At 45.7% G+C, this 14297-nt stretch carries 11 protein-coding genes; 5 read left to right on the forward strand and 6 right to left on the reverse strand.

The features are described 5' to 3' along the window. Positions 1-40 precede the first annotated feature (40 nt). Both C1S73_RS07075 and C1S73_RS07080 read left to right on the forward strand, forming a co-directional pair. Positions 41-1567 (forward strand): winged helix-turn-helix domain-containing protein, encoded by a 1527-nt coding sequence (locus tag C1S73_RS07075; RefSeq protein WP_038865391.1) that lies wholly within the window; start codon positions 41-43, stop codon positions 1565-1567. A gap of 131 nt (positions 1568-1698) precedes the next feature. After that, positions 1699-2598, forward strand: a complete 900-nt coding sequence (locus C1S73_RS07080; protein ID WP_038865392.1) for a hypothetical protein — start codon at positions 1699-1701, stop codon at positions 2596-2598. A gap of 94 nt (positions 2599-2692) precedes the next feature. Here C1S73_RS07080 and treC read toward each other — a convergent pair whose 3' ends face one another. The 4 genes from treC to gmhB form a co-directional block, all read right to left on the reverse strand. After that, positions 2693-4378 (reverse strand): alpha,alpha-phosphotrehalase, encoded by a 1686-nt coding sequence (gene treC, locus C1S73_RS07085; RefSeq protein WP_038865393.1) that lies wholly within the window; start codon positions 4376-4378, stop codon positions 2693-2695. A gap of 93 nt (positions 4379-4471) precedes the next feature. Then, positions 4472-5896 carry a PTS trehalose transporter subunit IIBC gene (gene treB / locus C1S73_RS07090; protein WP_038865395.1) on the reverse strand — a complete coding sequence of 475 codons (1425 nt, stop codon included), beginning with the start codon at positions 5894-5896 and terminating at the stop codon, positions 4472-4474. A gap of 178 nt (positions 5897-6074) precedes the next feature. Next, the gene (gene treR / locus C1S73_RS07095; RefSeq protein WP_038865396.1) at positions 6075-7019 is read right to left on the reverse strand and encodes a trehalose operon repressor TreR; all 945 of its coding nucleotides are present in this window, start codon (positions 7017-7019) and stop codon (positions 6075-6077) included. Positions 7020-7093: 74 nt separating this feature from the next. Then, positions 7094-7645 carry a D-glycero-beta-D-manno-heptose 1,7-bisphosphate 7-phosphatase gene (gmhB, locus tag C1S73_RS07100; RefSeq protein WP_038865397.1) on the reverse strand — a complete coding sequence of 184 codons (552 nt, stop codon included), beginning with the start codon at positions 7643-7645 and terminating at the stop codon, positions 7094-7096. Between the two features lie 343 nt (positions 7646-7988). Between gmhB and metN the strand changes: the two genes are divergently transcribed. From metN to C1S73_RS07115, 3 genes are read left to right on the forward strand one after another with little or no spacing between them, the layout of a single operon-like run. Continuing rightward, positions 7989-9023, forward strand: coding sequence for a methionine ABC transporter ATP-binding protein MetN (gene metN, locus C1S73_RS07105; protein WP_038865399.1), 1035 nt, complete (start codon positions 7989-7991; stop codon positions 9021-9023). After that, positions 9013-9690 (forward strand): methionine ABC transporter permease, encoded by a 678-nt coding sequence (locus C1S73_RS07110; RefSeq protein WP_038865400.1) that lies wholly within the window; start codon positions 9013-9015, stop codon positions 9688-9690. Before metN ends, C1S73_RS07110 begins: the two co-directional genes overlap by 11 nt. Positions 9691-9722: 32 nt before the next feature. After that, positions 9723-10532: a MetQ/NlpA family lipoprotein gene (locus C1S73_RS07115; RefSeq protein ID WP_038865401.1), complete on the forward strand. Its 810-nt coding sequence runs from the start codon at positions 9723-9725 to the stop codon at positions 10530-10532. Between the two features lie 87 nt (positions 10533-10619). Here the strand turns inward: C1S73_RS07115 and C1S73_RS07120 are convergent, their stop codons facing one another. Next, a complete protein-coding gene (locus tag C1S73_RS07120) occupies positions 10620-11810 on the reverse strand; it encodes a YibE/F family protein (protein ID WP_038865402.1) in 1191 nt (396 codons plus the stop codon). Positions 11811-11901: 91 nt separating this feature from the next. Further along, complete coding sequence (locus tag C1S73_RS07125) at positions 11902-14097, reverse strand: bifunctional metallophosphatase/5'-nucleotidase (RefSeq protein ID WP_038865403.1); 2196 nt, start codon at positions 14095-14097, stop codon at positions 11902-11904. Positions 14098-14297 lie beyond the last annotated feature (200 nt).

The following is a 14297-nucleotide window of genomic DNA, read 5'->3' on the forward strand; positions in this document are numbered from 1 at the left end:
CTATATAATACTTCGCCATTTCCTAATCACTCATGATGGTATGCGCGACTTCCTACAACGAGCCAAACAAACCAACAGTCAGATTGTTATTGGCGAGCTGATCTACAACCCAGAGACTCAAACCCTTCACAAACAAGCGGTCGTTATAGATCTTGAGCCGCGTAGCATCGAGTTATTAGAACTGTTGCTCACCAGTGTTGGCCACCCGCTGTCTGCAGAAACTATCATAGAGACCATTTGGCAAAGTAAGTTTATCTCAAAGAACGTACTTACCAATCGAATCAGTACACTTCGGGCCTTGCTACAAGAGCACTTACCAGAGCATGATGCCGCCAAACTATTGGTGACCTACCCGCGTAAAGGTTACTTTTTCAACCAAGCCAACATTCAGTTAATACCACCAGCGAGAGCCGACAAACGTAAAGCGAAGGTGGCAAACCCACAAAAAACGACTTCGTCATTGAAATGGCCTATCGCCTACTGCCTTTGTGCTCTGCTAGCTGCCTCTAGCGTGATACTTTCCGTTGTTGTCTGGCAACAGCAAGGAGTCTCCACTCAGCAAACTCGTAACCAACTGCTGATTCCAAAAGTGGAGCTACTGCTTAACCGTGTTGACGCCTTAGGTGCAGAGGCAAGGGAATACCGCACCATGGTGAAAGCGATATTATTGCAACAACAAGTTGAGTACCCATATACGGACATCGCTAACCAAGATGCACCGAGCTATTTCCTCGATCCAATCAACGAGACGCCTTATTTCCCTGGCGCTCGCAACATGCAAACCAGCGATTATCAACTTAATATTGAACTCAAAGATGGTCCGACCGAAGGTGTTTTAAAGGCAAAAATGAACTTGATTTACCCTGCTACGGGTAAACTGGCCTTTCGTAACCAATACATGCTTCGCACCGCACACTTACAGTCGGATTTGTTTAAGCTCCACACGGACATTGCCCAATACTTCAACTTACCAGAACCGTCCAAAAGCACTTGGCATCTGAGTGACGCCCACAAGAAAATGCTGCTTGGAAAAGCATTTTCAACGACTGATATCAAAAACATGGATGAGTTTGCCGCCATCACAATTGCTCGGCATTTAGCTTTATACGAACAAAATAAAGCCGAACTCGAAGGTTTTCTTTATCAAGTACAATCCGGGTTTGACGCCTTACCTGATGAGTTAAATTTATGGATGGGGATCCTCCACTACAAACTTGGTAATCTCGATAAGGCGAAAACTTTCTTGACGACACCGGCAGGAGATTCATTGATTCAAAATGCCCTGATTTACACTTTTGTCTCTCATATCGCCTACAAGCAGAATAAGCTTGACCAATTCCGCCTCAATTATATGGAGTCTTTGGTGGCTCTGCTGCGCGTCATGCCTTCTGAAGAATTGTTTAGTCGCTTGTCACAACCAGAATCCAAAGAAACCTGCTTACAGCCTTGGAAGAAGTTGCGTGTCAGTATTAAGGAAAAGGAAATAGTGATGCGTTGGAAGGCATTAATTGAAGAATACTGCACCAATATCGAGGCAGATATTAATCCAGATAAAACAAAGACCTAAATATAAAATTAAGCTTTCATTTAACTCTATTAGCTTTTATTTTTTGCCCTTTTTCTCACTCAAAACTTAGCATGGCGACATTCAAATAACGGCTCGATTTATCAGCCTTTACCAACTAGGAATGTAAACTCATGCTTAAAAAAATGACGCTTATCGCAGCAGCTACGATCGCACTTTACGGCTGTGGCGGCGGCTCTTCTTCCGGCTCATCAAGCGGCAATAAAGGCCCACAAAATAGCATCGATTACCCGATCCAAAACTCATCTTTTTCCCCAGTAGTAACAACAAAACTGAACTACGCCATTTCTGCAGACGGGCAACAAGTGGGCTCGGTGCTGATGAATTTTGATCCAATGAGCAGCCAAGAACTTCTTGACGCTTTAACTCTGATCCCACAATCAGCTCCAGTGCAACAAGTTATCCATGACTTAGTCAACAACGGTATCACTCAGTTTTACCTATCACAGCAAGTGGAAGAGAGCGGCGAAGAAGAGAAGTCGATTTACTTTGCCGGTACGGATGGCGCACTGCATGAAATCACGGACACCTATCTCGTTGATCATCGCTTTATCGTACCCATCATGAACAGCAGCCCAGTATTTCGCTTGGAAGGTTCGACAGTTAAGGAGAAAGATCCGAACATTGATATCAGCGTAAACAAGGTCTCAGTCATTTTAGATCTAAATGGTGAACAAGTGGCAAACCTACTGAATGATTTTGATGATCACCAATGGGTAAAAACTTTGCCAAATGAGGCAAACTGTAAAGCGGGCTGGAGCCAACAAATCACCGAAACAGGCGCACGCAAAACTTTCAAAGTGTCTGGTAAATCAATTGAAGCCGCCTACCTAACCGAAACGAATACTTATAACCTAAGATGTGACGAGATGGACTCAATGGAGTTTGAAACATCCGCAGAGCGCTGGTTCAACCCTGCACTAGGGTTGATTGAACAAGTTGAACTGTTGAAAGCAGAACAGACTCAAATCAGTGAAGAGAAAGCGACACTGAGCAAGATCGAGAAAGCATAAGCCGCAGTCTTATCTCATAGAAAAAAGGCTTTGGGGAGCACTCCAAAGCCTTTTGTTTAGGATCGAAATCCTTAGGGGTATTTTTTATTTGCCTTTAAGGTTCAATCAGCAAGATGCGTGTTTCGTAAGGACGCAGAACTTGGTGATTGGAAGCAATCGCGCTGGTCGCATTCTGATAGTTGGAAAGCAGATTCTTGGCTTTGCTCATATCAAACCGCTCTGGTAACACACACTCCACTTCTTCGCCGTAGTAGTTGTTAATACACAGTAGCGTTTGGTTGTCGTTCTGACGAGCGTAAGCAAAAATACGTTTGTGTTCTGGCAGCAAGTCCTCGTAACGACCATCAGTGATTACTTGAACCTGTTTACGCAGTTCAATCAAGCGCTTGTAGAAGTAGAACACCGAGTTCAAATCGGCAATTGCGGCTTCCGCGTTGATCTCAGAATAGTTCTGAGCCACCTCTAGCCACGGCGTGCCTTCAGTAAAACCCGCATGTTTCGCACTGTTCCATTGCATTGGGGTACGTGAATTATCACGCGACTTCTGCGCCAAAATCGCCATCATGTCGTCGTGAGATACGCCATCGCGATTGATCATGATGTCGTACATGTTCGTGCTTTCAACATCACGATATTGGCTGATTTCGGTGTAGCCTGGGTTGGTCATGCCGATCTCTTCACCTTGATAAACATAAGGCGTGCCTTGCATCATGTGTACCGATGCCGCAAGCATTTTGGCAGATTCAACACGGTATTGTTCGTCGTTACCTAATCGGCTCACAACACGTGGTTGGTCGTGGTTACACCAAAATAGTGCGCCCCACCCTTTGCCATTTAAGCCGGTTTGCCAATGGTTGAAGATCTGTTTCAGTTGGATGAAATCAAACGGCGCTTTCGTCCACTTATCACCATTCGGGTAATCAACTTTCAAGTGGTGGAAGTTGAACACCATCGACAGCTCTTTGCCATCTTGCGCTGAATACTGCTGACAATGCTCTAGCGTGGTGGAAGACATTTCACCCACCGTCACGCTGCCGTACTTTTGGAACACGGCTTCGCTGATCTCTTGAAGGTATTCATGCACGCGAGGACCATCCGTGTAGAAACGGCGACCATCACCAATATCGTCACTTGGGAAATCTTGCTGCTTGGAAATCAGGTTGATAACGTCAAGACGGAAACCATCGACACCTTTCTCTGCCCAGAAGCTGATGACTTCTTTCACTTCTTCACGCACTACCGGGTTTTCCCAGTTTAAGTCCGCTTGCTCTTTAGCAAAAAGGTGCAAATAGTACTGACCCGTTTTTTCATCCAGCGCCCAAGCGTTGCCACCAAACTTAGATTGCCAGTTGTTTGGCTCTGCGCTATCAACAGGATCTTTCCAGATGTAGTAATCACGGTAAGGGCTGTTTTTGTCACCCAGTGCCGATTGAAACCACTTGTGTTCTGTCGAAGTATGGTTGACCACGATATCCATGATGATTCGAATACCCAGTTGGTGAGCCTCAGCCAACAGGGTATCGAAATCTTGCATGGTGCCGAAATCTGGGTTGATCGCGTAGTAATCGGAAATGTCATAACCGTTGTCGATCATTGGCGATTGATAAACCGGCGTCAGCCAAATTGCATCCACACCAAGGTGTTTTAGATAATCCAGTTTAGAAATGATCCCTTTAATATCGCCCGTGCCTTTACTTCCACTGTCACAAAAGCTTTTTGGGTAAATTTGGTAGATGGTTGCGGTTTTCCACCAGCTCTCATCATGCTTGGTCATTGCCATTTCTAACGCTCACTTACCATTAAAAGGAAACTTAAAAATCTTTAAAAAATTGAGGAGATAAACGAGGCAGTTAAATCGCTGCCTCGGTTTGGATTACGCGTTAGCGGTTTCTAACTCGCCTTTCATTTGTGCGCGCTTATACAACACAAGCGTCAGTGCTACTGGAACCACAATCGCCACCAACATCGCCAGAGCAAATACGCCCCAGAACTGTGGTTGGATAGACAAGATGCCCGGCAAGCCGCCCACACCAATACCATTCGCCATCACACCTGCGCTGCCACAGATAGCAGCGGCAATCGCACTGCCGATCATCGCGCTCAGCATTGGGAACTTGTACTTTAAGTTGATGCCGTACATTGCAGGTTCTGTTACACCAAGATAAGCAGAGATAGCCGCAGGTACTGAGATATCACGTTCGCCATGTTTTTTGCTGATGATAATGATGCCGACTACCGCTGAAGCTTGAGCAATGTTTGATAGTGCAATCAATGGCCAGATTGGCGTACCGCCTAGCTCTTGCATCAGTTGAAGGTCAACCGCATTGGTAGTGTGATGAATACCCGTAATCACCAAAGGCGCGTATAGGAAGCCAAAGATGGTTGAACCAATCATCGCAAAGTCACCCGTCATGGCTGCTTTTGCTGCGAAAGCAACGCCGTCACCCAACATACGACCAAATGGACCAATGATAGAGTGCGCAAGAATCACAGACACAATGATAGAGACAAACGGCACGACCACTAGGTAAAGGTAAGACGGAATGATTCGCTTTAAATTGGTTTCTATGAATGCCAAGGCGACACCCGCTAACATGGCCGGAATCACTTGCGCTTGATACCCCACTTTCTCGATGGCGAATAAGCCAAAGTCCCACACTTCTGGCACTTGCTTACCAATCAGATAGGCGTTCATTAACTGTGGCGAAACCAGTGTCACACCTAATGTAATCCCCAAAATCGGAGTACCGCCAAGTTTTTTGACTGTTGACCAACACACGCCAACCGGTAAGAAGAAGAAAATCGCCTCACCAATTAGCCATAAGAAAGAGTGTACCGTTGCCCAAAACTGGCTGATTTCCGTTAGCGTTTGACCATCAAACATCTTGATGTCGCCAATCACGTTACGGAAGCCAAGAATCAGACCACCAGTGATGATCGCCGGTAACAATGGCACAAAGATTTCTGCAAGGTGAGAAATACCACGCTCAACAATGTTCATGTTTTGACGAGCTGCGTTTTTTGATTCGTCTTTGCTCGCTTCACTTTTACCCGTCAGCTCGATCAGTACTTTGTAAACCTCATCAACTTCAGTACCAATCACCACTTGGAACTGACCTGCGTTAGTAAAGCAGCCTTTTACCATAGGTAATGCGTCTAATTGTTCAATATCGGCTTTGTCAGTGTCATTCAACACGAAACGCAAGCGAGTTAAACAGTGGCTTACACTGGCAATATTGTCCGATCCCCCGACCAGTTCAATAAGACGCTGTACATCTTGACGCGCAATCTTACTCATAACTTTGTCCACCCTGTATTGGATACATTCAATTCATCATTTTATTTTTATAATGGGAACATTCCCATTTGATGATTTTTATATTGCCACTCCGCATTCAAAAACAAAATGGGAACAGTCCCATTAATTGAGAACGATCACAGTATAATTTTAGAGCAAACCATCGAAAGGAGGATTATTAACGAACTGGTTGCTGGGTAAAGTGCACCACAGACTCATCACCATTTAATTGATTAATCAGCATGTTAGCGGCCTTTTCACCTGCGAGAGAGTAACCGGGGTCCACACTGAAAACATTTGGAAAAAGGAAGGAAAGTAGCTCATTGCCACCCACACCAGTAACCACGACATCTTCACGCCCTCTTTCTTGCAGGCGCTTAATCACCCCAAGAGCAATGGTATCACTGGCACAAACGATGGCTTGCGTGTCGGATTGAAGGACTTGATCCACCAGATGATAAGCACTTTCATGGCTAAGCTTGCCGGTTTGAAAACAAGGTTCGATGCGATTTTTCTCACACCAAGATTGGTAAGTCTTCAGGCGAGCAAGCCCCGTCGTACGGTCTTCTGGATCAACGCCGATATAAGCAATGCGAGAAAGAGATTGTTGCTCTAGGTGTGACAACGCCATCTCAATAACGCCTTGGTTATCGTAATTAATAGAAGAGACGAGCTTGGTATCCATCGCGATCACGACAATGCGATTGCCCCACTCCGCTAACGCTTGCTCATCGCACCCAGTAAAACCAAACACGATAACACCATCGACATTACGGCGTTTAAGTACGTTTAAATGTTCGTTGGTCTTTTCACGATCGAACTGACTTTCCATGATCACCACGTCATACCCTGCTGAATACAAAGCATTAAGCATAGTGCCAACAGCACGGTTTTCTGAAGGGGAATCCAAACGAGATATAATCACCCCGATCACTTTCTGGCTGCCCCCACGCATAGACTGTGCAGACTTAGAAGGTACATAACCAGATTCACGAATGATTCTTTCTACCTTCTCTCGCGTTTGCGGTTTCACCTTAGGATCATTGGTTAACACACGGCTTATTGTCGATTTACCAACACCTGCCAATTTCGCGATATCAAGAATAGTGAGTTTTTTGCTCATAAGTGATCAAACTAAAAGTTGGATTTAAATAAAAGGGAAGCAGCGGCTTCCCTTATCTCAATCAGTAATGAAGATTACTTGTTTAGGTATGCAGGAACGTCTGCAATGCTGTCGAGAACAACCGTGGCAATCGCTTCGCCTTGTTCGGTAACTGGTTTACCAGTGCGAACCAAAATCTTAGTACCAACACCAGCCGCTTCAGCCGCCATCAAGTCTTCGGCTTTATCACCAATCATCACTGACTTAGCCATGTCGATTTTCAAAAAATCACGAGCAGAGATGAACATGCCTGGTTTTGGCTTGCGACAATCACAATCTTGTTTGTATTCGCCGATACCGTGTTCCGGATGGTGAGGACAGTAATAGATGCCATCAAACTCAACACCGTTGTCGGAAAAGTTCCAGTCCATCCATTGAGTCAAAGAAATGAAACGATCTTCGCTGAATTTACCACGTGCAATGCCTGATTGATTGGTCACAAGCACCAACAGGTAGCCTTTATCTTTCAGCGCTTTCGTCGCTTCAAAGACACCGTCAATGTACTCAAAATCATGTTCGTCATGAACGTAGCCATGGTCAACGTTGATCACGCCGTCACGATCGATAAAAACAGCAGGTTTGGCCAAAACGTATTTCTCTATTTACTCGGTTTCATCAGATTATTACATACCTTATAAGCACTCACACTATCTAATTGGTATGAGGAAGTGACAAAACAGTTGATTTGTCACCCGAGAATCGGTAAATCTTGAATATCCCTCTTTTATATCCCGTTCCGCCGAACATCTTCTTGCTTTATTTCCTAACAAAACATCCATACTTTTAGACGTCTAGACGTAAAAATATCTATTGACTTACTACTGCTTAACCCATAGCATCAACTGAGAATTGAGATAGAGTTCAAAATTTACTCCTGTTAAAAGCCGTTTTTAACAGCGAAGTTCCCAGTATCTCTGTGCAGGTTGAAACATGATAGAAATTAAAAACGTCAATAAAGTGTTCTACCAAGGCAGTAAGGAAATTCTTGCCCTTAAGGACATTAACTTAAATATCGCGAAGGGCACCATCTTTGGTGTTATCGGCTCATCGGGCGCGGGTAAAAGTACTCTGATCCGTTGCGTGAATATGCTGGAAGCCCCAACATCAGGCTCCATCATTGTTGATGGCGTAGACCTGACCAAACTCAACAAGAAACAACTGGGAGAAACCCGCCGCAACATCGGGATGATCTTCCAACACTTTAACCTGCTATCGTCTCGCACCGTTTTTGATAATGTCGCACTCCCTCTTGAGCTAGCAGGCAAAGACAAATCGCAAATCACAACAAAAGTGACTGAGTTGCTTAAACTGGTTGGCCTTTCTGACAAGCACGAAAGCTACCCAGCAAACCTAAGTGGCGGTCAAAAGCAGCGTGTGGCGATTGCACGTGCTCTGTCTTCTGATCCAAGTGTTTTGTTGTGTGACGAAGCGACCAGCGCACTCGACCCTGCAACGACGCAGTCAATCCTAGAACTTCTAAAAGAAATCAACCGCAAACTGGATATCACGATTCTGCTTATCACTCACGAAATGGAAGTGGTTAAGAGCATCTGTCACGAAGTGGCGATCATTGGTGATGGTGAACTTGTGGAAAAAGGCACCGTGGGTGAAATCTTCGCTCATCCGAAGACAGCACTGGCACACGAGTTCATTCGCTCTACTTTGGATCTTTCTATTCCAGAAGATTACCAAGCTCGCTTACAAACTACGCGCGTAGAAAACAGCTACCCGTTGGTTCGCCTGGAATTTACTGGTGCAACCGTGGATGCCCCTCTGATGACGCAAATCGCTCGTAAGTACAACATCGACGTAAGCATCCTAAGTTCCGATCTGGACTACGCTGGCGGCGTGAAGTTCGGCATGATGGTCGCAGAACTGTTTGGTAGCGAAGAAGATGATAACGCAGCAATTGAATTCCTGCGTGAGCACAACGTGAAAGTAGAGGTACTTGGCTATGTCCTTTAATACGATTTCTGAATGGCTGAGCTTAAACAGCAACCTACTTTTGGGCGCAACGTGGGAAACCTTTTACATGGTGGCAGTTGCTGGCATCGTTGGTTTCGCGGTTGGCATCCCTCTTGGTGTAATTCTGCACACCACTAAAAAAGGTGGCTTGCTTGAAAACACCAAGCTAAATGGCGTTCTTGGCGCGATAGTCAACATTGGCCGTTCAGTGCCTTTCCTAGTATTGATGGTTGCGATTATTCCAGTAACCAAGCTGCTTGTCGGTACGTTTATTGGTACAACGGCAGCGATTGTTCCACTCACGATTGGTGCAATCCCATTTGTGGCACGTCTGATCGAGGGTGCTTTACTGGAAGTACCGACAGGCCTAGTGGAAGCAGCTCAGTCTATGGGCGCAACCCCAACTCAAATCATCACAAAAGTTCTGCTTCCTGAAGCAATGCCGACTATTGTTAACTCAGTGACCATTACCCTAGTAACACTAGTAAGCTATTCAGCAATGGCGGGGACGGTAGGCGGCGGCGGTCTTGGTGACGTAGCCATCCGTTATGGCTTCCACCGTTATGATGTCGTTATCATGGCCGTGACTGTCGTGATGCTAATTGTGCTAGTACAAATTATTCAGTCTATCGGTGATGCAATCGTACGCCGTGTAGACCACAGATAAGAATTGAAAATACCAATTATAAGGAGATAAAGATGAAATTTAGCCTTAAGAGTCTTTTGACTGTAGCCACTGCCGCTTCTGCACTTGTTCTAGCAGGTTGTGGTGATAAAGAAGTCGACGCAAACAAAGTAAAAGTTGGCGTAATGGCGGGTGCAGAGGCTCAAGTTGCTGAAGTAGCAGCAAAAGTTGCGAAAGAGAAATACAACTTGGATGTTGAGTTGGTGACGTTCACTGATTACGTTACACCAAACGCTGCGCTAGATGATGGCTCAATCGACGCAAACGCGTTCCAACACAAGCCATACCTAGACCAGCAAGTAACTGACCGTGGCTACAAGCTAGTAACGGCTGGTAACTCTTTCGTATACCCAATTGCGGGTTACTCTAAGCAAGTTAAATCGGTTGATGAGATCGAAGATGGCGCTCGTATCGCGGTACCAAACGATCCAACAAACCTTGGTCGTTCTCTTCTACTTCTTGAGCAACAAGGTCTGATCGAACTGCGTGATGGCGTTGGTCTACAAGCAACAGTACGTGACATCGTTGGTAACCCGAAAAACATCACTATCGTGGAGCTAGATGCAGCACAACTTCCACGTTCTCTTGATGACGTAGCGATTTCTATCATCAACACGACTTACGCAAGCTCAATCGACCTAACACCTGAGCGTGACGGTATCTTCGTAGAAGACAAAGAGTCTCCATACGTAAACCTAATCGTTGCTCGTGAAGACAACGTGCAAGCAGCTAACGTACAAAACTTCGTGAAAGCATACCAAACTGATGAAGTTTACGAAGCAGCGAAAGACATCTTCAAAGGTGGCGTTGTTAAAGGTTGGTAATCCCCTCTTTCTACAACACTTGAAACTTAAAAAGGGCGCTCATCGGAGCGCCCTTTTTGCATTTGTTTTCATTGCGGTTTTATATCGTTAAAACAGCTGAATTTCGTCTTGCTCAACCTTCTTTTTCACCTGTTCTGAGTGCGTATCTACTTGAGGATGTTTAAACACATAAGGTGCCAAAAACGCAGTGAAAGGGATAGTAAGCACAATGCCCACACTGCCCGCTAACGCATTCACCACTGCAAGTCCCACCAGCGGCATATTCATAAATTGGCTCGCTGGCATGTTAAGCCCCCACACCATCATGATGGTCGTCAATGAGCCGCCAGCAAACGCCAAGATCAAGGTGTTAGTCATGGTTCCCATGATGTCTCGACCAATGTTCATCGACGCTCTAACCAACTGCTTTGGCTTGAGTTTCGGATCAGTTTGTTGCAGCTCCGCGTACGCCGATGCAATCGAAATCGCAACGTCCATAACAGCGCCAAGCGCAGCAACGACAATCGTCACGAACATCAACCAGCGAATGCCCATCTTCACCGACGTTAGGTAAATCACGTCTTCGCCTTTGTCGAGGTAAATGCCCGACAAGTGCGCCATTTCACCAAACCACTGCGCCATTACACCTGCGGCGATCACGCCCAATAACGTGCCGCCCATGGCACATAAACTCTTACGGTTATAGCCAGAAACGAGAATAAAGCTGACCACAATGATCACCACCATCAATAAGATGCTGACCAACATCGGATTCCAACCCGAAAAAATACTCGGCACCAACACGCCAACGATCAAGGCAGCAGTGAAATAAAGAGCAACCATTGAGTTGATGCCCTCTTTCTTGCCAAAGCTCAGCAGCAGCGCGCAAAAAAGCGCAAGCATCAGGTAAATCGCGCCTGATCGTTTGTGGTTATACGCCCAATAGACGGTGCCATTGGTGGTTTCACGAATCATCATGATGAAGGTATCGCCTTCACTGACATACACGTTGTGCTGGCGACTAAGAGGATTGGTGACTTCCACCTCTAAACCTTCACTCTCTCCCTCAAGGATTTTTGCCATGAAGACTTGCTTACCTGTCATCACATCCGGCACGAGCGGATCTGGCGCAACATGGTTTGAGATCGAACGCGTGACGGTCGCTTCAACAAACTCTTGTTGCTGACGAGATTTAGGACGGAAATCTTCACTCCACGAAGAAGAAAACTGGAAGATAAGCGTGGAGATAAGGGTAATCAGTAGGGTGAAACCCCATCGGTTATAGATTCTTTTAATCATGAAGCACTCTTCTACATCACTCACTCAAACGAGCTTTGCCTCTGGTGAGTAAAATTAGGCGCGGTAAAGATTACCGCGCCCACATGCAGGATTAATGAGTTGGGTTACAACCTGCGACTTTCTCATCAAGGGTCGCCGCGTCTTTGTTAGGGTTAACAAAGTAGCTAGACGAATCATTGATGTTCACAGACTTAACAATCGCTGGGTATTTCGGGTTTTCCAAGTCAATCGAGACACAGATTTCCATGTTCTTCAATTGATCCCAAAGCGCTTTGCCTTCGCCCTCACGCAGTGTCGTGATATCACCGCTTGGTAGGTATTGAGTGAATGACCAGTTACCAACGCTGCCACTGAAATCTGCCACGTTGATACCTTTGTTCTCTTCAACATACGCCGTCAGCATGTCGCGAATTGCGTAAACTTGTTCATTCACTGAGTCATAGAACACATCGTCTTTGCTCGCCCAACCAAACTTCTGGATTTGCGAACCAAAGCGGTAGCTGTTCATCGCCACTTTGTAAGTCGCATTTGGATCGAACTGCTCGCCACCAATGCTGGTGATATTCACGCGGCTACCTTCATTCGTTACGGCGTTGTTTTCATCCAACTCTAGCGACGGTTTGCTTAGATCCACAGTGAACTCGATGTCACCATCAAATTGGTCGTATAGGTAAGCTGGCGCGCCTTTCTTAAACGACACCGTAATGTCACCCGGTTGATACTGGTTGAAGTAAGAGTATGACCACTCAATGAAGCGTTTTAGGTTTGCACCTGTCATCTCAACACCAAGCAAGGTGTTGTCGTACTTGTACAAGTTGGTCGATTTACCTTTGGTGTACACTTCACCATCGATCAGGTTAGATTGATCAGAGAACAACGACGCAGCAGACACAACCGCACCATTACCTTCACCGACAGCATCTTCGATTTTCTGCATTTGGATTTGGTTAATCACGTCCATCAACGGTGTATCAACGACTTTCGCAAGGTGAATCGTCGAGTACAGACGCTCTGCGGTGTAGTTGTAATCCGTCGCTGTCGCTTCATCTGGGAAGCCAGTTGCACTTGGTGTGAAGTCACCCGTTACACGACCAAGCTCACGAGTTGCGTCTTCAACCGAGATATCATGCACGTATTGGAATTTCGCTTGCAGCGCTTGCTCTTGTTCCACTTTCTTCGTACCGATGTTGGTCAATGTGGTGTCTTCCATCGTCCACTTGCCATCAACTTTCTTCAGTTGAATCTCAGCTTTCGCAAGGTAAGCACCCCACTTGCCCGGCTCAATGATTTTGACGCTTTGCACGCGGTTGTCTTGGTTGTATTCACCAGACTTGGTTTTGTCTTCAATCAACGTATTTTCACCGCCGATTTCTGATGTTGATTTACTGATTGGGGTAACCGTGCCATCAGCATTCACTTGCTCGATGTAGTTCGCGTGTTCGTGACCCGCTAAGATGACATCGAATTTATCCGCCATTGCTGACGCGATTTCGTAAACACCCACACCACCATCTTCTTGGCGACCAAGGTGAAGTGCACCAACAATCACGTCTGGATTGTATTTAGACACCAGTTGGTCAACCGCTTCTTTGGTTGCATCTAATTCGTTCTCAAACTTCAAACCCTTGAAGTGATCCGGCGCAGACGCTTCCCAGTTCGGCACGTTCGACGGCGTTAGACCAACGATCGCCACTTTCACACCTTCCACTTCAAACATTTGGAACGCGCGAATGTAGTTCACATCGTTGCTTTCCCATTTGATGTTTGAAGACAGTACCGCACCATTAAAATGATCGAGGTTGCGATCGACAAACGAACGCTCAAAGTTGAATTCATGGTTGCCAGGTACCCAAACATCAAAACCAAGAGAGTTCATACTCTCGACTACTGGGTGAGTTGGATCATCGTTGAATAGCTGCGCGGAGTTGCCCTGAACCGTATCACCGATATCAATCAGGATCATATTTGGGTGCGCCGCTTTTTGGTCAGCAAGCAGAGTCGCAATTCGCGTAATACCAGCGTCGTCATCTTCCGCATTCAATGCATAGTCAAAACCGAATAAACGACCATGTAGGTCAGATGTCGCCGCAATAGCGATGGTGACTTCATCCTCTTGTGTCGCTTCACCTTTCACAACCACATCAGGCGTGTTAGTCAGTGTTTTGCCTTCTGCGACTACAGGGCTGTAGTCCGATGGAACTTCTACGTATTTCGTATCGTCGTCATTACAGCCAGCCATCAGGCCGACAACAGCAATACAGACGAGGCTTCGTTTAAAAAATGTCATCACAATTCCTTCCAGATTATTTTTTTATATATATTTTCGGAAGGGGCCCTCTTCCCAAAACCTTAAAAAGGATATGGATGTTATTTTAATTTTTTGAGAAGCAAACGTTTCAATGCTTATAAAGCATGCAACTAAGTTACATTTTTCTTTGAATATGAACAAAGATCACAATCAAGGGGATGAGAGGAATGGTCAGTGAA

This window comes from Vibrio jasicida 090810c, assembly GCF_002887615.1.
Classification (GTDB): domain Bacteria; phylum Pseudomonadota; class Gammaproteobacteria; order Enterobacterales; family Vibrionaceae; genus Vibrio; species Vibrio jasicida.